The sequence below is a fragment of the Streptomyces sp. NPDC051217 genome, from assembly GCF_044455465.1.
Classification (GTDB): domain Bacteria; phylum Actinomycetota; class Actinomycetes; order Streptomycetales; family Streptomycetaceae; genus Streptomyces.
Genome location: NZ_JBITEV010000005.1, coordinates 280,233 through 306,583, shown reverse-complemented (window position 1 = coordinate 306,583; position 26,351 = coordinate 280,233). Strand labels below are relative to the sequence as shown.

24 protein-coding genes are annotated in these 26,351 nt (G+C 68.7%); 20 read left to right on the top strand and 4 right to left on the bottom strand.

All coding sequences use genetic code 11. The features are described from left to right. Positions 1-53: 53 nt before the first annotated feature. The 3 genes from metH to ACIBBB_RS14850 all read left to right on the top strand — a co-directional run bounded on the left by metH (position 54) and on the right by ACIBBB_RS14850 (position 6,518). A complete protein-coding gene (metH, locus tag ACIBBB_RS14860) occupies positions 54-3,575 on the top strand; it encodes a methionine synthase (RefSeq protein ID WP_398981810.1) in 3,522 nt (1,173 codons plus the stop codon). Positions 3,576-3,747: 172 nt separating this feature from the next. Next, positions 3,748-4,449, top strand: a complete 702-nt coding sequence (locus tag ACIBBB_RS14855) for an HAD family hydrolase (RefSeq protein ID WP_398981808.1) — start codon at positions 3,748-3,750, stop codon at positions 4,447-4,449. Between the two features lie 464 nt (positions 4,450-4,913). Next, on the top strand, positions 4,914-6,518 hold the full coding sequence (locus ACIBBB_RS14850; RefSeq protein WP_398981806.1) for an ABC transporter substrate-binding protein: 1,605 nt from the start codon (positions 4,914-4,916) through the stop codon (positions 6,516-6,518). A 111-nt stretch (positions 6,519-6,629) separates the two neighbouring features. Here the strand turns inward: ACIBBB_RS14850 and ACIBBB_RS14845 are convergent, their stop codons facing one another. Together ACIBBB_RS14845 and ACIBBB_RS14840 are read right to left on the bottom strand one after the other, a co-directional pair. Beyond that, positions 6,630-7,301, bottom strand: a complete 672-nt coding sequence (locus ACIBBB_RS14845) for a response regulator transcription factor (RefSeq protein WP_189110414.1) — start codon at positions 7,299-7,301, stop codon at positions 6,630-6,632. 96 nt (positions 7,302-7,397) lie between these two features. Next, on the bottom strand, positions 7,398-8,276 hold the full coding sequence (locus tag ACIBBB_RS14840; protein ID WP_398982066.1) for a RecB family exonuclease: 879 nt from the start codon (positions 8,274-8,276) through the stop codon (positions 7,398-7,400). Positions 8,277-8,399: 123 nt separating this feature from the next. On the opposite strand from ACIBBB_RS14840, the gene ACIBBB_RS14835 reads away from it, so the two are divergent. From ACIBBB_RS14835 to ACIBBB_RS14825, 3 genes are all read left to right on the top strand, one after another. Next, positions 8,400-9,686: a site-2 protease family protein gene (locus tag ACIBBB_RS14835; protein ID WP_398981804.1), complete on the top strand. Its 1,287-nt coding sequence runs from the start codon at positions 8,400-8,402 to the stop codon at positions 9,684-9,686. A gap of 53 nt (positions 9,687-9,739) precedes the next feature. Further along, complete coding sequence (locus ACIBBB_RS14830) at positions 9,740-10,642, top strand: tRNA (adenine-N1)-methyltransferase (protein WP_398981802.1); 903 nt, start codon at positions 9,740-9,742, stop codon at positions 10,640-10,642. A gap of 217 nt (positions 10,643-10,859) precedes the next feature. Further along, positions 10,860-11,453 (top strand): hypothetical protein, encoded by a 594-nt coding sequence (locus ACIBBB_RS14825; RefSeq protein ID WP_398981800.1) that lies wholly within the window; start codon positions 10,860-10,862, stop codon positions 11,451-11,453. Positions 11,454-11,524: 71 nt separating this feature from the next. Here ACIBBB_RS14825 and ACIBBB_RS14820 read toward each other — a convergent pair whose 3' ends face one another. Next, positions 11,525-11,845 carry a ferredoxin gene (locus ACIBBB_RS14820; RefSeq protein WP_398981798.1) on the bottom strand — a complete coding sequence of 107 codons (321 nt, stop codon included), beginning with the start codon at positions 11,843-11,845 and terminating at the stop codon, positions 11,525-11,527. Between the two features lie 253 nt (positions 11,846-12,098). On the opposite strand from ACIBBB_RS14820, the gene arc reads away from it, so the two are divergent. The 6 genes from arc (at position 12,099) to prcA (ending at position 18,199) form a co-directional block, all read left to right on the top strand. Then, on the top strand, positions 12,099-13,865 hold the full coding sequence (arc, locus tag ACIBBB_RS14815; protein WP_078078160.1) for a proteasome ATPase: 1,767 nt from the start codon (positions 12,099-12,101) through the stop codon (positions 13,863-13,865). Between the two features lie 236 nt (positions 13,866-14,101). Then, entirely contained in the window at positions 14,102-15,613 is a 1,512-nt protein-coding gene (gene dop / locus ACIBBB_RS14810; protein ID WP_189110408.1) for a depupylase/deamidase Dop, read from the top strand. A 134-nt stretch (positions 15,614-15,747) separates the two neighbouring features. Next, the gene (locus ACIBBB_RS14805) at positions 15,748-15,966 is read left to right on the top strand and encodes a ubiquitin-like protein Pup (RefSeq protein WP_329389636.1); all 219 of its coding nucleotides are present in this window, start codon (positions 15,748-15,750) and stop codon (positions 15,964-15,966) included. Between the two features lie 3 nt (positions 15,967-15,969). Next, positions 15,970-16,575: an endonuclease VII domain-containing protein gene (locus tag ACIBBB_RS14800; protein WP_398981795.1), complete on the top strand. Its 606-nt coding sequence runs from the start codon at positions 15,970-15,972 to the stop codon at positions 16,573-16,575. Next, entirely contained in the window at positions 16,527-17,372 is an 846-nt protein-coding gene (gene prcB, locus ACIBBB_RS14795; RefSeq protein WP_398981793.1) for a proteasome subunit beta, read from the top strand. Before ACIBBB_RS14800 ends, prcB begins: the two co-directional genes overlap by 49 nt. Positions 17,373-17,425: 53 nt before the next feature. Further along, on the top strand, positions 17,426-18,199 hold the full coding sequence (prcA, locus tag ACIBBB_RS14790; protein WP_398981791.1) for a proteasome subunit alpha: 774 nt from the start codon (positions 17,426-17,428) through the stop codon (positions 18,197-18,199). A gap of 93 nt (positions 18,200-18,292) precedes the next feature. On the opposite strand, the gene ACIBBB_RS14785 is transcribed toward prcA, so the two are convergent. Then, positions 18,293-19,345 (bottom strand): LacI family DNA-binding transcriptional regulator, encoded by a 1,053-nt coding sequence (locus tag ACIBBB_RS14785; RefSeq protein WP_398981789.1) that lies wholly within the window; start codon positions 19,343-19,345, stop codon positions 18,293-18,295. 136 nt (positions 19,346-19,481) lie between these two features. On the opposite strand from ACIBBB_RS14785, the gene ACIBBB_RS14780 reads away from it, so the two are divergent. The 8 genes from ACIBBB_RS14780 (at position 19,482) to ACIBBB_RS14745 (ending at position 26,241) form a co-directional block, all read left to right on the top strand. Then, positions 19,482-20,753 carry an MFS transporter gene (locus tag ACIBBB_RS14780; protein ID WP_398981787.1) on the top strand — a complete coding sequence of 424 codons (1,272 nt, stop codon included), beginning with the start codon at positions 19,482-19,484 and terminating at the stop codon, positions 20,751-20,753. A gap of 9 nt (positions 20,754-20,762) precedes the next feature. Next, positions 20,763-22,124 carry a Pup--protein ligase gene (gene pafA, locus ACIBBB_RS14775; RefSeq protein ID WP_023542813.1) on the top strand — a complete coding sequence of 454 codons (1,362 nt, stop codon included), beginning with the start codon at positions 20,763-20,765 and terminating at the stop codon, positions 22,122-22,124. 125 nt (positions 22,125-22,249) lie between these two features. Continuing rightward, a complete protein-coding gene (locus ACIBBB_RS14770) occupies positions 22,250-23,185 on the top strand; it encodes an FKBP-type peptidyl-prolyl cis-trans isomerase (protein ID WP_398981785.1) in 936 nt (311 codons plus the stop codon). A gap of 43 nt (positions 23,186-23,228) precedes the next feature. Next, positions 23,229-23,603 carry an FKBP-type peptidyl-prolyl cis-trans isomerase gene (locus ACIBBB_RS14765; protein ID WP_398981783.1) on the top strand — a complete coding sequence of 125 codons (375 nt, stop codon included), beginning with the start codon at positions 23,229-23,231 and terminating at the stop codon, positions 23,601-23,603. A 210-nt stretch (positions 23,604-23,813) separates the two neighbouring features. Beyond that, a complete protein-coding gene (locus tag ACIBBB_RS14760; protein WP_398981781.1) occupies positions 23,814-24,770 on the top strand; it encodes a helix-turn-helix transcriptional regulator in 957 nt (318 codons plus the stop codon). A gap of 18 nt (positions 24,771-24,788) precedes the next feature. After that, positions 24,789-25,748: a helix-turn-helix transcriptional regulator gene (locus ACIBBB_RS14755; protein WP_398981779.1), complete on the top strand. Its 960-nt coding sequence runs from the start codon at positions 24,789-24,791 to the stop codon at positions 25,746-25,748. 23 nt (positions 25,749-25,771) lie between these two features. Then, positions 25,772-26,026, top strand: a complete 255-nt coding sequence (locus tag ACIBBB_RS14750) for a hypothetical protein (protein ID WP_398981777.1) — start codon at positions 25,772-25,774, stop codon at positions 26,024-26,026. A 17-nt stretch (positions 26,027-26,043) separates the two neighbouring features. Further along, entirely contained in the window at positions 26,044-26,241 is a 198-nt protein-coding gene (locus tag ACIBBB_RS14745) for a hypothetical protein (RefSeq protein WP_398981775.1), read from the top strand. The last annotated feature ends 110 nt before the right edge of the window (positions 26,242-26,351 follow it).

The following is a 26,351-nucleotide window of genomic DNA, read 5'->3' as shown; positions in this document are numbered from 1 at the left end:
CTTCCACCGGAAGGCGCAAAGCCGACAGCCGTCGCATCCCCGGGAGTATGTTCATGGCCCCGTCCTCCAGCCTTTCCGCCGACAGCCGCACCCGAATCGAAGCGCTGCGCGAGGCGCTGGCCACCCGCGTCGTCGTGGCCGACGGCGCGATGGGCACGATGCTCCAGGCGCAGGACCCGACGATGGAGGACTTCCAGAACCTGGAAGGCTGCAACGAGATCCTCAATGTGACCCGCCCGGACATCGTGCGCTCGGTCCATGAGGAGTACTTCGCGGTCGGTGTCGACTGCGTGGAGACGAACACCTTCGGCACGAACTACGCGGCTCTGGCCGAGTACGACATCCCTGAGCGGGTCTTCGAACTCTCCGAGGCCGGCACGCGTATCGCCCGCGAGGTGGCCGACGAGTTCACGGTGTCGACGGGACAGCAGCGCTGGGTGCTGGGCTCGATGGGGCCGGGCACGAAGCTGCCGACGCTGGGGCACGTGGATTACGTGACGCTGCGCGACGCCTATCAGCGCAACGCCGAGGGCATGATCGCCGGCGGCGCCGACGCGCTGCTGGTGGAGACGACGCAGGACCTGCTCCAGACGAAGGCGGCCGTCCTCGGCGCCCGGCGGGCCCTCGACGCCACCGGCACGAACCTGCCGGTCATCTGCTCGGTGACCGTCGAGACGACGGGCACCATGCTGCTGGGGTCGGAGATCGGCGCCGCGCTGACGGCGCTGGAGCCGCTCGGCATCGACATGATCGGTCTGAACTGCGCCACGGGCCCCGCCGAGATGAGCGAACACCTGCGGTACCTGGCCCGCCACTCCCGTATCCCCATCTCCTGCATGCCCAACGCCGGACTGCCCGTCCTCGGCAAGGACGGGGCGCACTACCCGCTGTCCGCGGGGGAACTCGCGGACGCCCAGGAGAACTTCGTACGCGACTACGGGCTGTCGCTGGTGGGCGGCTGCTGCGGTACGACTCCGGAGCATCTGCGTCAGGTGGTGGAGCGGGTGCGCGGGGCGGGCATCACGGAGCGGGCGCCGCAGCCCGAGCCGGGAGTGGCCTCCCTCTACCAGAGCGTGCCGTTCCGGCAGGACACCTCGTATCTGGCCATCGGCGAGCGGACGAACGCCAACGGGTCGAAGAAGTTCCGTGAGGCGATGCTCGAAGGGCGCTGGGACGACTGCGTGGAGATGGCGCGCGGCCAGATCCGCGAGGGCGCGCACCTGCTCGACCTGTGTGTCGACTACGTCGGCCGGGACGGTGTCGCCGACATGGCCGAACTCGCCGGCCGGTTCGCCACCGCCTCCACGCTGCCGATCGTGCTGGACTCCACCGAACTGCCCGTGCTGCGCGCCGGGCTGGAGAAGCTCGGCGGTCGCGCGGTCGTCAACTCCGTCAACTACGAGGACGGCGACGGGCCCGAGTCCCGCTTCGTGAAGGTCACCGAACTGGCGGTGGAGCACGGTGCGGCGCTGATCGCGCTCACCATCGACGAGGAGGGCCAGGCCCGTACCCCCGAGCACAAGGTCGCGATCGCCGAGCGGCTGATCGCCGATCTGACCGGCAACTGGGGCGTTCACGAGTCGGACATCCTCATCGACACGCTGACGTTCACGATCTGCACCGGTCAGGAGGAGTCGCGCAAGGACGGCATCGCGACGATCGAGGCGATCCGTGAGCTGAAGAAGCGCCACCCCGAGGTGCAGACCACACTCGGCCTGTCCAACATCTCCTTCGGCCTCAACCCGGCCGCCCGTATCGTCCTCAACTCGGTGTTCCTGGACGAGTGTGTGAAGGCCGGACTGGACTCGGCGATCGTGCACGCGTCGAAGATCCTGCCGATCGCCCGCCTGGAGGAGGAGCAGGTCAAGGTCGCGCTCGACCTGATCTACGACCGCCGTGAGGAAGGCTACGACCCGCTCCAGAAGCTGATGGAGCTGTTCGAGGGCGTCAACACCAAGTCGATGAAGGACGGCCGCGCCGAGGAACTGCTGGCGCTGCCCCTGAACGAGCGCCTGGAGCGCCGCATCATCGACGGCGAGAAGAACGGCCTGGAGGGCGACCTCACCGAAGCCCTCCGGACACGCCCCGCGCTGGAGATCGTCAACGACACCCTGCTGAACGGCATGAAGGTCGTCGGTGAGCTGTTCGGCTCCGGTCAGATGCAGCTGCCGTTCGTGCTCCAGTCCGCCGAGGTGATGAAGACGGCGGTGGCGTTCCTGGAGCCCCACATGGAGAAAGTCGCCGACGGCGAAGACGCTGTCGGCAAGGGCACGATCGTGCTGGCAACGGTGCGCGGCGACGTGCACGACATCGGCAAGAACCTCGTCGACATCATCCTCTCCAACAACGGCTACACCGTGGTCAATCTCGGTATCAAGCAGCCCGTCTCCGCGATCCTCGAAGCCGCCCAGGAACACCGGGCGGACGTGATCGGGATGTCGGGGCTTCTCGTGAAGTCCACGGTGATCATGAAGGAGAACCTCCAGGAGCTGAACCAGCGCAAGATGGCGGCCGACTTCCCCGTCATCCTCGGCGGCGCCGCCCTCACCCGCGCCTTTGTCGAGCAGGACCTGCACGAGATCTACGAGGGTGAAGTCCGCTACGCCCGCGACGCGTTCGAGGGCCTGCGGCTGATGGACGCGCTGATCGGCATCAAGCGCGGCGTCCCCGGAGCCGTACTGCCCGACCTCAAGCAGCGCCGCGTCAAGCCCGCCGCCACAGCGGTGGTGGAGGAGCGTCCGGAGGAAGGCGCGGCCCGCTCGGACGTGTCGGTCACCAACCCCGTTCCGGAGCCGCCGTTCTGGGGCACCCGCGTCATCAAGGGCATCCAGCTCAAGGAGTACGCGTCCTGGCTGGACGAGGGCGCGCTGTTCAAGGGGCAGTGGGGGCTGAAGGAGTCCCGCAAGGGCGGACCCTCCTACGAGGAACTGGTCGAGTCCGAGGGCCGGCCGCGGCTGCGGGGATGGCTGGAGAAGCTCCACACGGACAACCTGCTCGAAGCGGCCGTGGTCTACGGCTACTTCCCCTGCGTCTCCAAGGGCGACGACCTCATCCTGCTCGGCGAGGACGGCTCGGAGCGCACCCGCTTCACCTTCCCCCGGCAGCGGCGCGGGCGGCGGCTCTGCCTCGCCGACTTCTTCCGCCCCGAGGAGTCCGGCGAGACCGATGTGGTCGGACTCCAGGTCGTCACGGTCGGCTCGAAGATCGGCGGCGCGACGGCGGAGCTGTTCGAGAAGAACGCCTACCGGGACTATCTCGAACTCCACGGTCTCTCCGTCCAGCTCGCCGAAGCCCTCGCCGAGTACTGGCACGCCCGTGTCCGCTCCGAGCTGGGCTTCGCGGGCGAGGACCCGTCCGAGGTCGAGGACATGTTCGCGCTGAAGTACCGGGGCGCCCGCTTCTCGCTCGGCTACGGCGCCTGCCCCAACCTGGAGGACCGCGCCAAGATCGCCGGGCTCCTGGAGCCCGGCCGGATCGGCGTCGAGCTCTCCGAGGAGTTCCAGCTCCACCCCGAGCAGTCCACCGACGCGATCGTGATCCACCACCCCGAGGCGAAGTACTTCAACGCGCGCTAGAGCGCCACAAGGCCCGCCGATCGCGCGCTGATGGCGCCACAAGCCGCTGACCGCGCACTTCGCGTGGACGAGCCGTACACTGGTCGGTCCAGTGCAGGCCGGTTGCCGGACCCGACGGGAATCCCGTCAGGAAAGGCGACCGGCCTTCTCGTCCCTCTCGGAGGTGTGCCGGATGACCAGTACGGTTCCCGCGTCCTTGACCCGTACGGCCGAAGGGTCCGCCCTTCAGGCCGTTCTGCTCGACATGGACGGCACCCTGGTCGACACGGAGGGCTTCTGGTGGGACACGGAGGTCGCGGTCTTCAAGGACCTCGGCCACCCCCTGGACGACGCCTGGCGGGATGTGGTCGTGGGCGGACCGATGACCAGGAGCGCCGGCTATCTCATCGAGGCCACCGGCGCCGACATCACACTCGCCGAGCTGACCGTGCTGCTCAACGACCGCTTCGAGGAGCGCATCGGCACCGACGTGCCGCTGATGCCGGGAGCCGCCAAGCTCCTCGCCGAGCTGGCCCACCACGGTGTGCCCACGGCCCTGGTCTCCGCGTCCCACCGGCGCATCATCGAGCGGGTGCTGGAGTCCGTGGGACGCCACCACTTCTCCCTCACCGTGGCCGGTGACGAGGTGCTGAACACCAAGCCGCACCCCGACCCGTATCTGCTCGCCGCGCGCGGGCTGAGCGCCGCCCCGTCCAGATGCGCGGTCATCGAGGACACGGCGACCGGTGTGGCGTCGGCCGAGGCGGCGGGCTGCCGGGTCGTCGCGGTGCCCTCGGTCGCGCCCATCGCGGCCGCCGCGGGACGGGTGATCGTGGAGTCTCTCGAAGAGGTCGATCTGGTATTTCTGCGCGGTTTGATTACGCTCCAACACTGATACGCATACAGAGCGTGGCCCCTGAAACTATCGATAACCGGGGGCTTTGTGTACGCGTTCCGGGACCCCCTTGTCGATCATCGCGAACATGATCATGAGGGTCTGACGGGAGTGTGAGTGATGTTGGTCACTCGCCGTGCCGTCGCCGCGGGTGACGATGCCCGTTCGGCGCCCCTGGGCTGCCCGTTCGCCGCGCCGCTACGGGCACCCATGTGTCCGGTTTTATTGCTTGATGCGCGAATGATTCTGACGTCCTGATACCGCTTCACAGCAATCTCTGATCACTTTGCGATTACGCCCGAAGTGGGCCCGGTTCAGGACGTCCGCACCCGCCGACTAACCTCATCGCGAGAACTTCGCCACACGTTCGCCACCTCAATGGTGTGATCCGACGGTCAATCACGTCGCGAAATTCTCAACCACCGTTGTATCGCAAGGTGTTCGGATGAGGGAGTACGTCCAGGATGAAGCGCAAGAGTCTCGTGCTGCCGGTTGTGGCCGGTCTGCTCGCCCCGGTGCTCGTCGCCTGCGGCGGCTCGGACAGCTCGTCCGGCGACGGTGAAGCCATAGTCGTGGGCACCACGGACCAGTTCACCGCCACCAAGGAGTCCCCGGCGCCCCTGGACCCCGCGTTCGCGTACGACACCGGCTCCTGGAACATCCTGCGCCAGTCCCTCCAGACACTGATGCACATCCCGCGCGGCGGCGGCGCCCCAGTACCCGACGCCGCGTCGAGCTGCCGGTTCTCGGACAACCAGAACGAGAGCTACCGCTGCGAGCTGCGCGACGGGCTGAAGTTCGCCGACGGCGCCGAGATCACCTCGGAGGACGTGAAGTTCTCCATCGAGCGTGTCATCGACATCAACTCCGAGGCCGGCGCGGTGGGCCTGCTCAAGAACATCGACACGATCGAGACCCCCAGCGACACCGAGGTCATCTTCCATCTCAAGACCCCCGACGCCACGTTCCCGTACAAGCTCTCGACACCCGTCGCCGGCATCGTCGACCCCGAGGCGTACGAGGGCAAGAAGCTCCGCGACGGCTTCGAGGTGAACGGCTCGGGCGCGTACAAGTTCGAGGCCGAGGTGAAGGACGACCGGATCGTCAAGGCGGTCTTCACCAAGAACGACTCGTACAAGGGCGACCTCAAGCTCCGCAACAGCAAGGTCGAACTGCGCTCGTACCCCGACGCCGCGGCCATGGGCAAGGCCCTGGACTCCGGCGAGATCGACGTGATGGCCCGCACCATGGCCCCCGATCAGATCGAGGCGATGGCCGCGAAGCCCAAGGACAGCGTCGAACTCACCGAGATGCCGGGTCTGGAGATCCGCTACCTCGCCTTCGACACCGAGGAGCCGGTGACGAAGGAGAAGGCCGTACGCCAGGCCGTCGCCTCCCTCGTGGACCGCGGCCGGATCGCCTCCGAGGTGTACGGCTCCACGGCCGAGCCGCTCTACTCGCTCATCCCGGCGACCATCACGGCGCACACCAACTCGTTCTTCAACAAGTACGGGGAGCCGAACCGGGCCGAGGCCGCGAAGTTCCTCGAAGAAGCCGGTGTGGAGACGCCGGTGAAGTTCACCATGCACTACACCACCGACCACTACGGCGAGGCGACCGCCAAGGAGTTCGAGATGCTCAAGGAGCAGCTCAACTCAAGCGGTCTCTTCCAGGTCGACACCAAGGGCGCCGAGTGGGCCAAGTTCCGGCCCGCCCAGACGCGCGGTGACTACACCGTCTACGGCATGGGCTGGTTCCCCGACTTCCCGGACCCGGACAACTACATCGCGCCCTTCCTCGACGAGGACAACTTCCTCAACGCGCCGTACGCGAACCAGAAGGTGATCAAGGAGCTGATCCCGCAGTCGCGCAGCGAGGCCGAGCGCAGCGCCGCGGCCAAGGCATTCTCGGAGATGCAGGACATCGTCGCCGAGGACGTGCCGGTGCTGCCGCTCTGGCAGGGCAAGCAGTACGTCGCCGCCGCCGACGACATCTCCGGTGTGGAGTGGGCCCTCAATCCCTCGGGCGAACTGCTGCTCTGGGAGCTGGGCACCGGCAGCGCGGTCTGACCGGCCCGGCGGTCGGCGGTCGTCATAGGAGAGGTCCCCGGCATCGGTGCGATGCCGGGGACCTGTCAGTTCTCCGCTCCGCGCGCCGTACGTCCTTACGCGCCCGTCGGCCTACTGGGCGCCGGGACGGACCAGACCGCTCTCGTACGCGTACACGGCCGCCTGGACGCGGTCGCGCAGGCTCAGCTTCGTGAGCACATGACCCACATGCGTCTTGACCGTCGTCTCGCTCACGAAGAGGTCCGCGGCGATCTCGGCGTTGGACAGCCCGCGCGCCACCAGCTTGAGGACCTCCACCTCGCGCTCGGTCAGCGTGTGCAGGGTGTCCGGAACCTGCTCCTCGCCGGACGGCAGATGGTCCGCGTACTTGTCGAGCAGCCTGCGGGTGATGCTCGGTGCCAGCATCGCCTCACCGGCGGCCACCACCCGGATCGCCTGCACCAACTCGTTGGCGGGCGCGTCCTTGAGGAGAAAGCCGCTGGCCCCGGCGCGCAGCGCCTCCACCACGTACTCGTCCAGGTCGAACGTGGTCAGCACCAGCACTTTCGCCGGACCGTCCTTGCCGGGTCCGGTGATCTGACGGGTCGCCTCGACGCCGTCCATCCGCGGCATCCGGATGTCCATCAGAACGACATCGGGCTGGAGCGCCCGGACCTGGTCGATCGCCTGGAGGCCGTCCCCGGCCTCGCCGACGACGGCGATGTCCTGCTCGGCCTCCAGGATCATCCGGAAGCCGGTGCGCAGCAGTGGCTGGTCGTCGACCAGTAGGACACGGATGGCCACGGGATCTCCTTCGGTGGGACTGATCCCGGTCCATTCTGCCTTGAGCGTCCGGCCGTGCCCCCGGCGGGCACACACCGCACGCCCGCCGGACAGGCCCTAGGCCCCCTGAGCCGCCTCGGCGGAAGCGACCGGCCCGGCAGCGGGCGGCGCAGCGGGAGGCGCCTCGGGGGCGCCAAGCGCCTCGGCAGCGGGCAGCGGCTCGCCGCTCTGTGGCGGCGGCGCCGTCAGCGGATACACCGGCGGGGTGCCCCCGAACTCCGGACACACCGACTGGTGGTCGCACCAGCCGCACAACTTCGTCGGCCGCGGCCGCCAGTCGCCCGTCTCCGTCGCCTGCCTGATCGCGTCCCAGAGCGCCAGAAGCTTGCGCTCCACGCGCTCCAGGTCGGCCTCGACGGGGTCGTACGTCAGCACGTCGCCGCTGCCGAGGTAAACCAGTTGGAGCCGGCGCGGCACCACCCGCTTCAGCCGCCAGATCACCAGCGCGTAGAACTTCATCTGGAACAGCGCGCCCTCCGAGTACTCCGGACGCGGCGCCTTCCCCGTCTTGTAGTCGACGATGCGCACCTCGCCCGACGGCGCCACATCGACCCGGTCGATCACCCCGCGCAGCCGCAGCCCCGACTCCAGCTCCGTCTCCACGAACAGCTCGCGCTCGGCCGGCTCCAGCCGCGTCGGATCCTCCAGCGAGAACCACCGCTCGACCAGCCGCTCGGCCTCCGACAGCCAGCCCGTCAGCCGCTCGCCGCTCTCGTCCCCGGCGAACAGCTCGCCCAGCTCCGGTCTCGACTCCAGCAGCCGGTCCCACTGCCCGGGAACCATCGACCTCGCCCGCGGCGCCGTACGCTCGACAGCGGGGTCGTCGAACAGCCTCTCCAGCACCGCGTGCACCAGCGTCCCCCGGGTCGCCGCCTCGCTCGGCTTCTCCGGCAGCTTGTCGATCACCCGGAACCGGTACAGCAGAGGGCACTGCATGAAATCGCTCGCGCGCGACGGCGACAGCGAAGTGGGCTGCTGACTCGTACTCATGACGCAGACCCTACGGCCCGCCACTGACAGCGAGCGGAATACCATCGACGTAAGACCCTCGCGAACAGCATGATCGAGCGAGCGACGGTGCCGCAACGAAGGGATGACGTGAAAAAGGACGACGAGAGCGGCGAGAGCAGGAGGCCGCGGTCCGGTCCTGAGGACGCGCCCCCCGGCGGCAAGCGGAAGCGGCCCGAAGACCCCGGCGGCGGGATCCTGATGGGCCGTCCCTTCGGCGTGCCCGTGTACGTCGCCCCCAGCTGGTTCCTGGTGGCCGCGCTCATCACCTGGGTCTTCGGCGGCCAGCTCGACCGGGTGCTGCCCGAGCTCGGCGGTGTCCGCTATCTCGTCGCGCTCTTCTTCGCCGTCGCCTTCTACGCCTCCGTACTGGTCCACGAACTGGCCCACACGGTCGTCGCGCTGCGCTACAAACTTCCCGTCCGCCGTATCCAGCTCCAGTTCTTCGGCGGCGTCTCCGAGATCGAGAAGGAGTCGGAGACACCGGGCCGCGAATTCATGCTGGCCTTCGTCGGCCCCCTGCTCTCGCTGGTCCTCGCGGGCTTCTTCTACCTCACGATGGCGGCCGTGGAGCCCGGCACCGTGCCCGGCGTCCTGCTCGCCGGCCTGATGATCTCCAACCTCATCGTCGCCGCCTTCAATCTGCTCCCCGGTCTGCCTCTGGACGGCGGCCGGATGCTGCGCGCCGTCGTCTGGAAGATCACCGGCAAGCCCATGACGGGCACCGTCGCCGCCGCCTGGGTCGGCAGGGCACTCGCCGTCGCCGTGCTGATCGGCCTGCCGCTGCTCACCCACACCGGCACGCTCGGCAACTCCACCAAGGACATCGGGGGCGTCGAGACCGTCACCGACGCGCTCCTCGCCGCCATCCTCGCCGCGATCATCTGGACCGGCGCCGGCAACAGCCTGCGGATGGCCCGCCTGCGCGAACACCTGCCCGACCTGCGGGCCCGCGCACTCACCCGGCGCGCCGTCCCCGTCGAGTCGGCCACCCCGCTCTCCGAGGCGCTGCGCCGTGCCAACGAGGCCGGAGCGCGCGCCCTGGTCGTCGTCGACGGACAGGGCGAACCGACCGCACTGGTCCGCGAGGCGGCCATCGTCGGCGTCCCGACCCACCGCCGCCCCTGGGTCGCCGTGAGCGGCCTCGCGCAGGACCTCACCGACGGTATGAAGGTCCCCGCCGAACTCGCCGGAGAGGCGCTCCTCGACCGTCTCAGGGCCAACCCCGCCACCGAGTATCTGGTCGTCGAGGAGAGCGGGGAGATCTACGGAGTCCTGTCGACGGCCGATGTGGAACGCGCCTTCGTCGCCGCGATGGCCAGGCCCGACAGCAAGTGAGGGCGGGTCAAGGCAGGTGAGGAAGGCCCAAATGGAGCAGGTAGTCTGACCGCATGTCCGAACCGACCGGTGCCGCCCGTCGTCGCGGCCCCTTCAAGGTCGGGGACCAGGTCCAGCTCACCGACCCCAAGGGACGCCACTACACCTTCACGCTCGAAGCGGGGAAGAATTTCCACACCCACAAGGGTTCCTTCCCCCATGACGAGCTGATCGGTGCTCCCGAGGGCAGTGTTGTCCGCACCACGGGAAACGTCGCCTACCTCGCGCTGCGCCCCCTGCTCCCCGACTACGTCCTGTCCATGCCCCGCGGCGCCGCCGTGGTCTACCCCAAGGACGCGGGCCAGATCCTGGCCTTCGCCGACATCTTTCCCGGCGCTCGCATCGTCGAGGCCGGAGTGGGATCGGGCTCGCTCAGCAGCTTCCTGCTGCGCGCCATCGGCGATCAGGGCATGCTGCACTCCTACGAGCGCCGCGAGGACTTCGCCGACATCGCCCGGCAGAACGTGGAGCGCTACTTCGGCGGCCCGCACCCCGCCTGGCAGCTCACCGTCGGCGACCTCCAGGACAATCTCTCCGACACCGAGGTGGACAGGGTCGTCCTCGACATGCTCGCGCCCTGGGAGTGCGTCGAGCCCGTGTCGAAGGCGCTCGTGCCCGGCGGCATCCTCTGCGCGTACGTCGCCACCACCACCCAGCTCGCCCGCACGGTCGAGACGATCCGGGAGCACGGCTCGTTCAACGAGCCCGCCGCCTGGGAGTCGATGGTCCGCAACTGGCACGTCGAGGGACTCGCCGTCCGCCCGGACCACCGCATGATCGGGCACACCGGCTTCCTGATCACCGCCCGCCGTCTCGCCGACGGCGTGGAGCCGCCCCTGCGCCGCCGCCGCCCCTCCAAGGGCGCGTACGGCGACGACTACGACGGCCCCGGAAGCGGCAGCGGCTCCCGAGGCTGAGCCCGCGTCACCTTCGAGGCCGCGGGTCACGTCCGGCAGGCCCGGACCGCCAACGGTCACAACACCACAGCACCGCCGCCGAGTTCACGTCCACCCGACGCGAACTCGGCGGCGGTGTCTTTACGTTGGCCTTACGGACCCCGCTGTTCCGCCGCAGTGTGACGTGTGGCACCATTCACGCCACCCCCACCGGCATCGCCTTCACAGGAGTCACCGCGTGCAGATCTCCGACGTCCCGGACCTCGCGCACACCCAGCCGCGTCCGGTGCACTGGCTCGCCACGGCCACCGCGATGGCCGCCGTGGTGGCCCTCGCCGGTCTGCTCCAGCCCGACGCCGCCACGGCCGGCCAGCCGGGCTCCGAGCCCACCGGACGCACCGCTCCGAACGCCGCGCCGCTGCCCGCCCCCGACACCGCCGCCGTGGACTTCCCACTGGAGTGCGGTGGCGCGAAAGCGCTGGTCACGATGGAAGCCACCGGAGACCTCGACGGCGACGGCGATCCCGAGACCGTGGCCGCCGCCCGCTGCGACGCCGGCTCCGGCACCCCGCCGGCCGGGGTGTACGTCCTCACGGCGTCGAAGGACGCGGGCACCCCTCGTATCGTCGCGACGCTGGTGGACCCGGCCGACCGGCAGAGCGTGGCCGACCTGGAGATACGCGACGGTGTCGTCCGGGCCCGGCTGCTCGGCTACTCGGGACCCGACGTGCCGGGCTGCTGCCCCGACGTGGAGCAGAGCCCGACCTGGGAGTGGAAGAACGGCGCCTTCGTACGGAGCGAGGGCGGCCGGGACGAGTCGCGGAGCGTCTGACCCGGTCACCTCGTGCCTCAACCTCACCCCGCCGACGGCGTAACCTCGAAGTCATGAGCCCCCGAGGAGGCTCACTCCGCGTCGGGGCCGTACACCTCGACACTGTCCGAAACGCGCCGTACATGAATACAGTCCCCCGGGCATTCCTTCGCCGAATCGACGACATCCTTGAGGATGGGCAGTGGTACCCGCGTGGTGGCGCCGGGGGACTGGAGAAGTTCGTCGTCGGCGCTCTTCACATATGCGAGGCCGTCGATGTCGAGCTCGAAGACATCAGGCGCGTACTGCGCGCAGATCCCGTCGCCCGTGCAGAGGTCCTGGTCGATCCAGACTTCGAGCGGCTCGACGCCCTCGGTGACGGCGTCTGTCGGAACCTGCTGCTGCACGGTCATATCTCCTGCCGTTTCCTGCGTGGGGTGAGGCAATCTCGGGCAAGTCGCGCCAGCCCGGACGGGTGTTGAACACTTCGACGATACAACCGGCCGCTTTCCGATGTTGAACGGTGGGTATTCCCCTGGCGTGAGGGAGAGCGCAAGGGTGAAGATCGGACACGCCCCGACAGTCTTTGTGATCTAGGGGTTTTAATCACCACCTACCCAGGTAGGGTCAGGAAGCGTCCAGCTCCCCTTGGAGGAGGTGAGGACCGTGGCAGCCCACGACGACGACATCAACCGCGGCATCCGGCCCGGGCGGGGGTCTGAAGACCCGGCCGGCCAGGTTGCCTATCTCGAGCAGGAAATCGCCGTCCTGCGACGTAAGCTCGCCGACTCTCCGCGTCATACGAGGATTCTCGAAGAGCGGATCGTCGAACTGCAGACGAACCTGGCAGGTGTGTCCGCGCAGAATGAGCGGCTCGCCAATACGCTGCGTGAGGCCCGCGACCAGATCGTGGCCCTCAAGGAAGAGGTCGACCGGCTCGCACAGCCGCCGGCCGGCTTCGGTGTCTTTCTGCATGCGAACGAGGACGGCACGGCTGACATCTTCACCGGGGGCCGCAAGCTCCGGGTGAACGTCAGCCCCGGCGTCGAGCTCGAAGAGCTCCGGCGCGGCCAGGAAGTCATGCTCAACGAGGCCCTCAATGTGGTCGAGGCCATGGAGTTCGAGCGGGCCGGGGACATCGTCACCCTCAAGGAGATCCTTGAGGACGGCGAGCGCGCCCTGGTCGTCGGGCACACCGACGAGGAACGGGTGGTGCGGCTCGCCGAGCCGCTGCTGGACATCACGATCCGCGCCGGCGACGCCCTCCTGCTCGAACCGCGCTCCGGCTACGTCTACGAAGTGGTTCCCAAGAGCGAGGTCGAAGAGCTCGTCCTCGAAGAGGTCCCGGACGTCGACTACAGCAAGATCGGCGGCCTGGGCGGCCAGATCGAGATGATCCGAGACGCGGTCGAGCTTCCGTACCTCTACCCGGACCTCTTCAAGGAGCACGAACTGCGCCCGCCGAAGGGCATCCTGCTCTACGGTCCGCCCGGCTGCGGCAAGACGCTCATCGCCAAGGCGGTGGCCAACTCTCTCGCCAAGAAGGTCGCCGAGGTCAGCGGCCGGCCCGCGGGGAAGAGCTACTTCCTCAACATCAAGGGCCCCGAGCTCCTCAACAAGTACGTCGGCGAGACCGAGCGGCACATCCGCCTGGTCTTCCAGCGCGCCCGTGAGAAGGCCAGCGAGGGCACGCCCGTCATCGTCTTCTTCGACGAGATGGAGTCCCTCTTCCGCACCCGCGGATCCGGTGTCAGCTCGGACGTGGAGAACACCATCGTCCCGCAGCTGCTCGCCGAGATCGACGGTGTGGAGGGCCTGGAGAACGTCATCGTGATCGGCGCCTCCAACCGCGAGGACATGATCGACCCCGCGATCCTGCGGCCCGGCCGGCTCGATGTGAAGATCAAGATCGAGCGTCCGGACGCGGAGGCGGCGAAGGACATCTTCGCGAAGTACCTGCGGTCCTCGCTGCCCCTGCACGAGGACGACCTGTCCGAGCACAAGGGCTCGCCCGAGTCCACGGTCCAGGGCATGATCCAGTCGGTCGTCGAGCGGATGTACACCGAGTCCGAGGAGAACCGCTTCCTCGAGGTCACGTACGCCAACGGCGACAAGGAAGTCCTTTACTTCAAGGACTTCAACTCCGGCGCGATGATCCAGAACATCGTCGACCGGGCCAAGAAGATGGCGATCAAGGACTTCCTCGACGAGAACCAGCGAGGACTCCGCGTCGCCCATCTGCTGCAGGCCTGCGTGGACGAATTCAAGGAGAACGAGGACCTGCCGAACACCACCAACCCGGACGACTGGGCCCGTATCTCCGGCAAGAAGGGCGAGCGGATCGTATTCATCCGCACCCTCGTCACCGGAAAGCAGGGCGCGGACACCGGACGCTCCATCGACACGGTGGCCAACACCGGGCAGTACCTGTAAGGCACAGACCGGCTGCGGATGTCCGGACGGGCATCCGCAGCCGGTTGCTTTCCCCGTACCTTTCACCACACCAGGGCAATGACGGAAACGATCTCCCCACCAGTGCAAAGGCGTTCTAGGCTCTTCGGTACCGCCGCGTCGCGCAGTGCGGGGACGGGCACCGCACACGCACCGGAGAGACAGCGGTACTTGAGCGCCGTTCCCGAAGGGGAGCGCCGCCGGGCAAGGAGGGCCGCATGACCGTACGGCGAGTAATGGGCATCGAGACGGAGTACGGCATCTCCGTCCCCGGCCAACCGAACGCCAATGCCATGCTCACCTCGTCCCAGATCGTCAACGCCTACGCGGCGGCGATGCACAGGGCGCGCCGCGCCCGCTGGGACTTCGAGGAGGAGAACCCGCTGCGGGACGCACGAGGCTTCGACCTCGCCCGCGAGGCCGCCGAGTCCAGCCAGCTCACCGACGAGGACATCGGGCTGGCCAATGTGATCCTCACCAACGGCGCGCGGCTGTACGTCGACCACGCGCACCCGGAGTACAGCTCACCGGAGATCACCAACCCGCGCGACGCCGTCCTGTGGGACAAGGCCGGTGAGCGCATCATGGCCGAGGCCGCCGAGCGCGCCGGACAGCTCCCGGGCGCTCAGCCGATCCTTCTGTACAAGAACAACACCGACAACAAGGGCGCCTCGTACGGCACGCACGAGAACTACCTGATGAAGCGGGAGACCCCCTTCTCGGACATCGTGCGCCACCTGACGCCGTTCTTCGTCTCGCGGCAGGTCGTCACCGGCGCCGGCCGGGTCGGCATCGGCCAGGACGGCCACGAGCACGGCTTCCAGATCAGCCAGCGCGCGGACTACTTCGAGGTCGAGGTCGGTCTGGAGACCACCCTCAAACGGCCCATCATCAACACCAGGGACGAGCCCCACTCGGACGCCGAGAAGTACCGCAGGCTCCATGTGATCATCGGCGACGCGAATCTCTCGGAGATCTCCACCTATCTCAAGCTCGGCACGACGTCCCTGGTCCTGTCCATGATCGAGGACGGGTTCATCAATGTCGACCTGGCCGTGGACCAGCCGGTCCGTACGCTCCACCAGGTCTCGCACGACCCGTCCCTGGGGCGCCTGGTCACACTCCGTAGCGGGCGGACACTCACCGCCGTACAGCTTCAGATGGAGTATTTCGAGCTGGCGCGCAAATACGTCGAGGAGCGCTACGGCGTCGACGCCGACGAGCAGACCAGGGACGTCCTCGGCCGGTGGGAGGACACGCTCAACAGGCTGGAGAACGACCCGATGAGCCTGTCCGGCGAACTGGACTGGGTGACCAAGAAGGAGATCCTGGAGGGTTACCGCCGCCGGGACGGCCTGGAGTGGGACGCGGCGCGGCTGCATCTGGTGGATCTCCAGTACTCGGACGTACGCCCCGAGAAGGGCCTGTACAACCGCCTGGTGGCCCGCGGCAAGATGGACAGGCTCCTGGACGAACCGGATGTCGAGAGGGCCGAGACAAAGCCTCCTGAGGACACCCGCGCCTACTTCCGGGGCCGCTGTCTGGAGCAGTACGCGGACGACGTGGCCGCGGCCTCCTGGGACTCGGTCATCTTCGATCTGCCGGGCCGGGACTCGCTCCAGCGGGTACCGACCCTGGAGCCGCTTCGGGGCACCCGTAACCACGTGAAAGAGCTCCTGGACCGGTGCCGCACGGCCGAGGACCTCGTCCGAGTGCTCTCGGGCGGCTGAAATGGTCCCGGTCCGGGAATCATGAAGGTGGCCCCCGGACGTTGCACGAACTGCGGGGCCGATGTCGGACCCTGCTTGTAGGGTCGGATCTTGAAGGTCACATCGAGCGGGGCGAACCGAGCGGGGTGAGGGATATGGCGACCAAGGACACCGACGGCGGGCAGCAGAAGGCGACGCGTTCCACCGAGGACGTGGAGGAGACGACCGAGGACGCACAGCAGTCCGAGGACCTCAAGGAGCGCCAGGAGAAGCTGTCGGACGACGTGGACTCCGTGCTGGACGAGATCGACGACGTCTTGGAAGAGAACGCTGAGGACTTCGTTCGAAGCTTCGTACAAAAAGGCGGAGAGTGAACGATGGGCGATCCGTCCGAAGAGAAGCAGTGCGCGGGTTGTCGCCGCACCCTGCAGCTCAGCTCATTCGCGGCGGACAGGAATAGGCGAGACGGCCTCCAAACGCGGTGTCGGCAGTGTGTGGCGGAGCACAGCGCCATGCGCTACCGGCGCCGCCGGGAGGCTGAAGGCAAGGTCGTCCGCGAGAAGGTGGCCGTGCCTACGGGCCACAAGCTGTGCTGGATTTGTGGCGTGGTCAAACCTCACAGCGAGTGGCACCGAAATTCCAGTACCTCGGACGGATTGTCCACGCGGTGCAAGTCATGCCGGGCGGCCCAAGGTCGCGCGGGCCACCTGAAGCGGCAGTACGGCATCACCGAAGCCCAGCGTGACGAGATGATCTCGTCGCAGATGGGCATCTGTGTCATCTGCCTATCTGCCCCCGCCGCGCATGTGGATCACTGCCACGAGACGGGTAGGGTCCGGGGCGTACTGTGCTTCAACTGCAATTCGGCCATTGGCAAGTTGGGGGACGATCCCGACACCCTGCGCCGGGCCACCGCATACCTGGAGGGAAACGCGTGGAAGCCAACACTCGTAGCACCGGGCGTCTACCAGCTGCCTTCCTGACGCCCGGGTCGGCCTCGTTCATGGACTTCCTGTCGGTCCACTCGCCGGAGATCCTGCCCGGCAACCGGGTGTTGCCGCCTGTCCAGGGCGCGATCGAGGCGCCGCACGGTACGACGATCGTCGCCGTCACCTTCGAGGGTGGAGTCATCCTCGCCGGTGACCGGCGGGCCACCATGGGCAACATGATCGCTCAGCGCGACATCGAGAAGGTCTTCCCGGCCGACGAGTACTCGGCCGTGGGTATCGCGGGCACGGCGGGTCTCGCCGTGGAGATGGTCAAGCTCTTCCAGCTGGAGCTGGAGCACTTCGAGAAGGTCGAAGGCGCGCAGCTCTCGTTCGAGGGCAAGGCCAACCGGCTCTCCACCATGATTCGCGGCAATCTCGCCATGGCCATGCAGGGCCTGGCCGTCGTCCCGCTCTTCGTCGGCTGGGACGTCGACCGCGGCAAGGGCCGCATCTTCTCCTACGACGTCACCGGCGGCCGTTCCGAGGAGCACGGGTACGCGTCCACCGGATCGGGCTCGCTCTTCGCGCGCGGCGCGATGAAGAAGCTCTTCCGCGAGGGACTGACGGAGGAGCAGGCCATCACCCTGGTCGTCCAGGCGCTCTACGACGCGGCGGACGACGACTCGGCCACCGGCGGCCCGGACGTGGCCCGCAAGATCTATCCCCTCGTCAACATCATGAGTGACGAGGGCTTCCGCAGGGTCACCGAGGAGGAGTCCTCCGAGGTCGCCCGTTCCATCATCGAGCGCCGGCTGGAACAGCCCGACGGCCCGCGCGCCGAACTGCTCTGACGCCCGGCCTCTTCTGATAAGACATGTCACTGACAGGAAGGGACGGATAGCCGGTGTCGACGCCGTTCTATGTCTCACCCCAGCAGGCCATGGCCGACCGGGCGGAGTACGCCCGCAAGGGCATCGCCCGCGGTCGCAGCCTGGTTGTGCTGCAGTACGCCGACGGCATCGTCTTCGTCGGTGAGAACCCGTCCCGCGCGCTGCACAAGTTCAGCGAGATCTACGACCGGATCGGATTCGCCGCCGCCGGCAAGTACAACGAGTACGAGAATCTGCGCATCGGCGGTGTCCGCTACGCGGATCTGCGGGGATACACCTACGACCGCGACGACGTGACGGCCCGTGGGCTCGCCAACGTCTACGCGCAGACGCTCGGCACGATCTTCTCCAGCGCCGGCGAGAAGCCGTACGAGGTGGAGCTGGTCGTCGCCGAGGTGGGCCCGACGGCCGACGGGGACCAGATCTACCGGCTGCCGCACGACGGATCGATCGTCGACGAGCACGGCTCGGTGGCCGTCGGCGGCAACTCGGAGCAGATCAGCACCTTCCTGGACCAGCAGCACCGTGACGGGATGACGCTCGCCGAGGTGCTGAAGCTGGCAGTGCAGGCGCTGTCCCGTGACACGAACGGGGGCGAGCGGGAGATCCCCGCCGAGCGGCTGGAGGTGGCGGTCCTGGACCGCACCCGGCCCCAGCAGCGCAAGTTCAAGCGCGTCGTCGGGCGTCAGCTCGCCCGACTGCTGGAGGCGGACGGCGAGGCGTCCACGCCGACGGACGCTCCCTCGGACACCGAGGAGACGGAGGGGTCCGGCGACTCCGACGAGTGAGTGACGCGAGTCCTCCGGTGCCCCGTACCGCCCGTGCGGTCCGGGGCACCGGTCCGTCCGGACGCCTCCCGCGTGGCCGCCGGTCCGTCGTTCTCAGGCCGGCGGGGGCGCTGTCGAGCCGCGGATCACCAGGGACACCGGCAGGACGGTGTTCTCGGGCTCGCGTCCGTCGAGGATGGCGAGCAGCGCCGACATCCCGTGCTCGCCGACCCGTTCGGCGGGCAGCCGCACGGTGGTCAGCTCCGGCTCCAGCGCCGTCGCGAGACCCGAGTCGTCGAAGCCGGTGACGGAGACGTCGTCCGGCACCCGCAGACCGAGTTTCCGGGCGGCCTTGACGGCGCCCGCCGCCAGCACGTCGCTGTCGCAGATCAGCGCCGTGGCCCGGGGCCCCGGGCCACATAGGGCCCGCTCGGCGGCCTCGCGCGCCGCGTGCACCTCCAGGGCCGACGGCACGGTGCGTACGACCGCCCCGGGCACTCCACGTACCGCCTCGGCCAGCGTGTCCGCCCGCACGGTGAACGTCCAGGACGTCACGGCCGAGGCCAGATGGATGATCCGGCGGTGCCCCAGCCCGAGCAGATGGCCGGTCACCTGCCGCATGGCGTCCGCGATGTCGAGATTCACCTGCGCGGCGGCGCCGGACCCGGCGGGGTCGCTGTCGAGCATCACCAGCGGCAGATCGGTGCCCCGGATCGCGGCGAGCGCCTCGGTGGCCATGGACGAGGCGATCACGCCGTCCAGCGCCGCCCGCGCCGAGGCGAACGGGTCCCTGGCGGGCCCGACGCCCTCCGGTGACGGATAGAGCACCACCCCGAAGCTGTGCTCGGCGGCGACCGACGCGGCGCCGGTGTAGACCCGGGCGAAGAACTCGTGAGTGAGCGCCGGGACCACCAGCAACGCGGTCCTGGTCCGGCCGAGACGGAGATTGCGGGCCGCGAGGTTGGGCCGGTAGCCCAGCTCGCGCGCCGTGTCCCGGACGAGCCCGGCCGTGCGCTCGGAGACCCGGCCCGGCCACTTGTCGCCCAGCACGAGGGAGACCGTGGCCTGCGACACCCCGGCGGCGCGCGCCACGTCCCTGCTGGTCGGCCTCGTGGACCTCGCGGCCGTGCCCGGCCCGGACCGGTCCGTACGGGGCGGCTGTGCCATGGGTGTCGTCCTCCGCGGTGACTGCTGCCGCCCGAAAGCCGGTGGACCCGCGGGCTCCCGACATGGTACGTATGACGGCGCACGTTATACGTAAAACCTGCCGCGCCGGGCCGACCGGGGGAGAGAAGGGGGATTCATGGCCACCGGCTATGTGGAGATTCTCAGGGCACCGCATGCCGCACGGCTGCTCACGGGCACGCTCGTCGGGCGGCTGCCCAGCGCCACCGGCCATATCGCGATCGTCCTGTTCACCCGCGACGCGGGCGGCAGCTACACCCTCGCGGGCGCCCTGGCGGCCGTCTACGGGCTCTCCACCGCGATCGGCCAGCCACTGCTCGGCCGCGCCGTCGACCTGGTCGGCCAGCCGCGCGTCCAGCTCCCCGCGGCCCTCGTCTCCGCCCTCGGCATGGTGTTCCTCGCCGCCACCGGCATCGACCCGCTGCCCCTCGCCTACGCGGCGGTGGTCGTCGCGGGTTTCTTCACCCCGCCTCTCGAAGGCGGCCTGCGGGCCCTGTGGCCCAGCGTGCTCGGCCGGGAGGACCGGGTGCACCGGGCGTACGCCATGGACGCCGTGGCGCAGGAAGTGATGTTCACGGCCGGCCCGCTCTTCGTCACCCTCCTCGTCGCCCTCTGGTCCCCGGGCGCCGCCCTCCTGGTCATCAACGCCATAGGCGTCCTCGGCGCGCTCACCGTCGTACTCTCCAAACCCTCCCGCGCCTGGCGCTCGGCGCCCCGGGAGGCCCACTGGCTGGGCGCCCTGCGCTCACCGGGACTCCTCGCGCTCCTCGCCGCCTTCCTCTTCATCGGTCTGGCACTCGGCTCCATCACCGTCGCCGGCGTCGCGTACGCGGACGACCAGGGCCGCGAGTCGGTGTACGGCTGGCTGATGGCCGCCCTCGGTCTCGGCGCGCTGGTGGGCGGACTCGCGTACGGGGCCAGGGAGTGGACCGGCACCCCCGAACGCAGGCTGCTGTGGATCACCGCCCTGCTCGCGGCCGGCTACCTCCCACTGATGCTCACCCCCGGCGTCGTGGCCATGACCGGGCTCGCCGCCCTCGCCGGGGTCTTCCTGGCGCCCGCGCTGGCCTGTGCCTTCATCGTCGTCGACCGGCACGCCCCGCCCGGCACCGTCACGGAGGCGTTCTCCTGGCTCGTCACCACGTTCGGCGTCGGCGCCGCGTTCGGTACGGGAGTGGCCGGCCCGGCCGTCGAACTCGCCGGGACATCCGCGAGTTTCGCCGTCGCGGGGGCGGGCGGCGGAGCCGCGCTGCTGGTTCTGCTGGGCACCCGGAAGGTCCTCGCGGCTCCCCGCGCCGACGCCGCGACCGGCCCCATTGGGGAAGCCGGTTACGAAAATGATCGCAACGGTGCGGCCCAACACGGTTTCAGCTCAGGCCATCAGGCGTAATGTTCAGACATGGACCGCCGCATTTTCGGGCTGGAGAACGAGTACGGCGTCACGTGCACCTTCAGGGGACAGCGCCGGCTGTCCCCTGACGAAGTGGCGCGCTACCTCTTCCGCCGTGTTGTGTCATGGGGCCGCAGCAGCAACGTCTTCCTGCGGAACGGCGCCCGCCTCTACCTCGACGTGGGATCGCATCCGGAATACGCGACACCCGAATGCGACAACGTGACCGAACTGGTCACGCACGACAAGGCGGGCGAGCGCATTCTCGAAGGCCTGCTCGTCGACGCCGAACGCCGCCTGCACGAGGAGGGAATCGCGGGCGACGTCTATCTGTTCAAGAACAACACCGATTCGGCGGGAAACTCCTACGGCTGCCACGAGAATTATCTCGTCGCCCGCCACGGGGAATTCTCCCGGCTCGCGGACATCCTCATCCCGTTCCTCGTCACCCGGCAGCTGCTCTGCGGCGCCGGCAAGGTGCTGCAGACCCCGCGTGGCGCGGTCTACTGCGTCAGTCAGCGCGCCGAGCACATCTGGGAGGGTGTCAGCTCCGCCACCACCCGCTCCCGTCCGATCATCAACACCCGTGACGAACCGCACGCCGACGCGGAGCGCTACCGCCGGCTGCATGTCATCGTCGGCGACTCGAACATGTCCGAGACGACCATGCTCCTCAAGGTCGGCGCCACGGATCTCGTGCTGCGCATGATCGAGGCGGGCACGGTCATGCGTGACCTCACCCTGGAGAACCCGATCCGGGCGATCCGCGAGGTCAGCCACGACATCACCGGCCAGCGCAAGGTGCGCCTGGCCAGCGGGCGCGAGGCGTCCGCCATCGAGGTCCAGCGGGAGTACTACGAGAAGGCCGTGGACTTCGTCGACCGCCGGGGCATCCGCACCGGCACCGTGGAGCAGGTCCTGGAGCTCTGGGGCCGTACGCTCGACGCGATCGAGGCCGAGGACCTGGACCGGATCGACACCGAGATCGACTGGGTCATGAAGTACAAGCTCATCGAGCGCTACCGGGCCAAGCACAACATGACCATGTCCCACCCCCGGGTCGCCCAGATAGACCTCGCCTACCACGACATCCACCGCCGTCGCGGGCTCTACTACCTCCTGGAGAAGCGCGGCCAGGCGGCCCGGATCTGCAACGACATGAAGATCTTCGAAGGCAAGTCCGTGCCCCCGCAGACCACCCGGGCACGGCTGCGCGGAGACTTCATCCGCCGGGCCCAGGAGCAGCGGCGGGACTTCACCGTCGACTGGGTCCATCTCAAGCTCAACGACCAGGCGCAGCGCACCGTGCTGTGCAAGGACCCGTTCCGCTCCGTGGATGATCGCGTCGAAAAGCTGATCGCCGGTATGTGACAGTTCGATCACCGGCTTCGGCCGTCCGGAACGCCACTCGGGCCCCGTACGTTTCTCGTGCGGGGCCCTTGGCACGCCCTAGAGTGTCGAGGACCCAAACCTTCCGTCTGAGATCTGAGGAATTCGTGCGCCGACTTGCCGGCCTCGTCGTCATCCCCCTACTGCTGCTGTCCCTGGCGGCGTGCGGTGACGACGGAGGCTCCGACTCCACCTCGTCCAAGAACGGGTTTCCCGAGATCACAGCGGGTGCCAAGTTCGGTGAGAAGCCGACCCTCGGGAAGGGTGAGGGAACACCGCCGAAGGAGCTGCAGACCGACGTCGTCAGCGAGGGTGACGGCGCGAAGCTCAAGAAGGGCGACGCGATCCAGGTCAGCTACCTGGGCCAGTCGTGGGACTCGGCCAAGCCCTTCGACAACAGCTTCGACCGCAAGGCCCCCTTCGATCTGACGCTCGGCGCCGGCATGGTCATCCAGGGCTGGGACAAGGGCCTGGAGGGCCAGAAGGTCGGCAGCCGTGTCGAGCTGGTCATTCCGCCGGAGCTGGGTTACGGAGCGCAGGGCCAGGGCGACATCAAGCCCAACTCCACCCTCGTCTTCGTCGTCGACATCCTGAAGGCGACCCAGGTCCCGACCACCGCCAAGGGCACCGAGGTCGCCCAGGACGACGCCGACCTGCCCAAGGTCGGGGTCAACGCCGACGGCAAAGCCCCCACGGTCAAGATCCCGAAGACGGACCCGCCGACGAAGCTCGTCTCCAACTACGTGCTGGAGAGCAAGGGCGAGGTCGTCAAGGCCACCGACTCGGTCGTGCTGAACTACGAAGCGCTGATCTGGAAGGACGCCAAGACCTTCGACAGCACGTTCAAGAACGGCAAGACCGTCACGTTCCCGCTGCCGCAGCTCACCCTCAAGGGTCTGAAGGACGGCGTCGTGGGCAAGAAGGTCGGCAGCCGGGTGCTGGTCGTGATCCCTCCGGCCGAGGCGTTCGGCGACAAGGAGCAGCAGGGCATCCCCAAGAACTCCACGCTGGTGTTCGCCGTGGACATCCTGGCGAAGGTGTAAGACTGTCCCGGTTGCCCCGTTCATCATTTAGAGGAGCAGTTCAGTGAGCATCGAGAAGCCCGAGATCGACTTCCCGGGTGGCGAGCCGCCGGCCGACCTGGAGATCAAGGACATCTGGGAGGGCGATGGTGCCGTGGCCAAGGCGGGCGACACCGTCTCCGTCCACTACGTGGGCGTGGCCTTCTCCACCGGCGAGGAATTCGACGCCTCCTGGAACCGCGGTACGCCGCTCCAGTTCGAGCTCGGTCGCGGAATGGTCATCTCCGGCTGGGACCAGGGTGTCCAGGGCATGAAGGTCGGCGGGCGCCGTCAGCTGACGATTCCCTCGCATCTCGCGTACGGCGAGCGTGGCGCGGGCGGCGGTGCCATCGCCCCCGGCGAGACGTTGATCTTCGTCTGCGACCTCGTCTCCGTCTGATCGACGTCTCTGAATCGACGTCTCCGGTCGGCGTCTCCGGTCGACGTGTCCGATCGGCGTTGTCGGCGCGATGACGTACCTGTCCGATCACATACGGACACACCGAGGGCCCATGCTGTCCGGCGTGGGCCCTCGGCTTTTACCGCGGGACCGCCGGGCGGTACGGTCGACGCGCGGATCCGGCACTATCAGATGAGGTGTAGGGCGTCGATGGCCATTGCCAAGGCCGAGCGGTTGATGAATCTCGCGCTGTGCCTGCTCGGCACCCGGCGCCCGCTCAGCAAGCGCGAGCTGCGCGAGTCCATCGAGGCATATCTGGAAGCCGGCTCCGACGACTCCTTCAACCGGATGTTCGAGCGGGACAAGGACGATCTGCGCGAACTCGGTCTGGTCATCGAGACGGTGGAGAATCTGGACGGCGAGACCGGTTATCTCGCCCGCCGGGACAGCAACCGGCTCCCCGCCATCACCCTGGACGCCGAGGAGGCCGCCGCGCTCGGTCTCGCCGCCAAGGTCTGGCAGCAGGCCCGGCTCGCGGGCGCCGCCAGCGGCGCGCTCCAGAAACTGCGGGCCGCGGGCATGCCGGAGGCGGAGGACTCGTACGAGGCGCACCACAGCGCCCTGGAGCCGCGCATCCCCGTCCACGAGGCCGCGTTCGAGCCGCTGATGCTCGCCTGCCGCGACCGCAGGGCCGTGGTCTTCGACTACCGCAAGGCCAACGCCGCCAAGCCCGAGCAGCGCCAGGTCGAGCCATGGACCCTGGAGTGCTGGCGGGGTCACTGGTATCTGGCCGGCTGGGACCGGGAACGCCGGGCCGAGCGGGTTTTCCGGCTCTCCCGGATCACCGGCCGGGTCCGCTCCAGGACGGGGCAGTTCACCGCGTCCGTACCCGACGTGGTCACCGTGCGCGAGACGGTCGAGACCTGGGCCGGTGAGACGGCGACGCGTTCGGCCCTGATCCGGCTCCGTTCCGAGAGCGGATATCCGCTGCGCGCCCGAGCGGTGTCGTGCCGGGAACTGGGCGACGGCTGGGACGAGTTGGAGATCCCGTACGGCCACGGCCTGGACGCCTGGCTGGTGGAGTTCGGCCCCGACGTGGTCGTGCTGGAGCCCGCGGACCTGCGGGCCGACGTCGTGGACCGGCTGCGCGCCGTGGCCAAGGCCTGAGGGGACTTCGTACACACCATGGCAGCCAACGCCATCGACCAGACCCGCCGGATGCTCTCGCTGGTGACCTATCTGCGCGAGCGCCCGGGTGCGCACGTCCAGGACGTCGCCCGCGCATTCGGGATCACCGAGGACGAGCTGATCTCGGACCTCGACGTACTGCCCATGTGCGGGACGAGCTTCCGCGGCGGCGACCTCCTCGACATCGACACCGACGGCGACCGCATCTGGTGGCACAACCCGGACGACGTCGCCGAGCCGCTGCGGCTCGCCGCGGACGAGGCCACCGCGCTGCTGGTGGCCGCCCGCGCCGTCGCCACCCTGCCGGGGCTGCGGGAGAGCGACCGGCAGGCGCTGCTGCGGGCCACCGCCAAGCTGGAGGCCGCCGCCGGAGAGGCGGCGGGTGCCAGCTCCAGGCTCTCGGTCACCTTCGAGTCCGAGGGCGGCGTCTTCGCCGATGTGGACCGGGCCATCTCCGAGCGGCGCCGGCTCTGGCTGCGCTACTACTCACCGGCGCGGGACGAGCTGACCGAGCGTGAGGTCGACCCGATCAGGCTGTTCGCCGTGGGTCACACGTACATGGAGGCCTGGTGCCGGCTCTCCGAGGCGCGGCGTACGTTCCGGCTGGACCGGGTCGCCGAGATCAGGTTGCTCGACGAGCCGGCCGCGCCGCCGGAGCTTGAGCTGCGTGATCTCTCCGAGGGGCTGGTGCAGCCGGCGGCCGAGGATCCCGAAGTGGTGGTCGAGGTCGGCCCCGGCGGGCGCTGGGTCGCCGAGTACTACCCGCACGACAGCGCCGAGGAACTGCCCGACGGCGGGTTGCGGATCACGCTGCGTACGCCGGCGCCGGCCTCGCTGCGGCGGCTCGCGCTGCGCCTGGGCAGGGACGGCCGTATCACCTCGCCGACGGATCTCGCGGAGAGCGCGCGGCTGGCGGCGGGCGAGGCGCTGGCGGCGTACGGCGACGGCGACTACTGACGTAACTAGGGGATTTGGGGGATATGTCTATGATGGGTGGTTTCTCGGCGCCGGCATCCATGGTGCCGGTCCTCTTCCAGGCCGCCTGCCCCGAGTGCCGGGCCCGCTTCGAACTCTCGGCCGGCGCGCTGCGGCTCGCGATCGGCGCCAGCCGCCGTACGACCTTCTACTCGTTCACCTGCCCCGAGTGCGAGACGGCGGTGCGCAAACCCGCCGGTGAACGCATCGTCGAACTGCTCATGGGCGGCGGCGTACGGACGCTGCGCCTGCATCTCTAGGGGAAAGGCTTCCTCGCGTGTTCTGGCCCATGCTCGCCATCGCCCTCGGATTCTGCGGACTCACCGTGCTCGGCGTCCTCGCGATCCGTGTCTTCGTCGAGGCCCAGCGTCTCGGCCACCAGGTCGCCTCCACCACACGGCGGATCAACGAGGCGGCCGAGGAGCTGGAGCTGGCCGCCACCCATCTCGCGAAGACCGGCGATGCCATCCGATAAATGATTGCACCCTCCCTCCGTCACCAGTTCGGGCGGTAGGGTGACGAAGCGGTCTCGGACTGGAGGCGGGGGCCGTCGTAGGGAGTACGCACAGGCATTGCCCTGCGTTT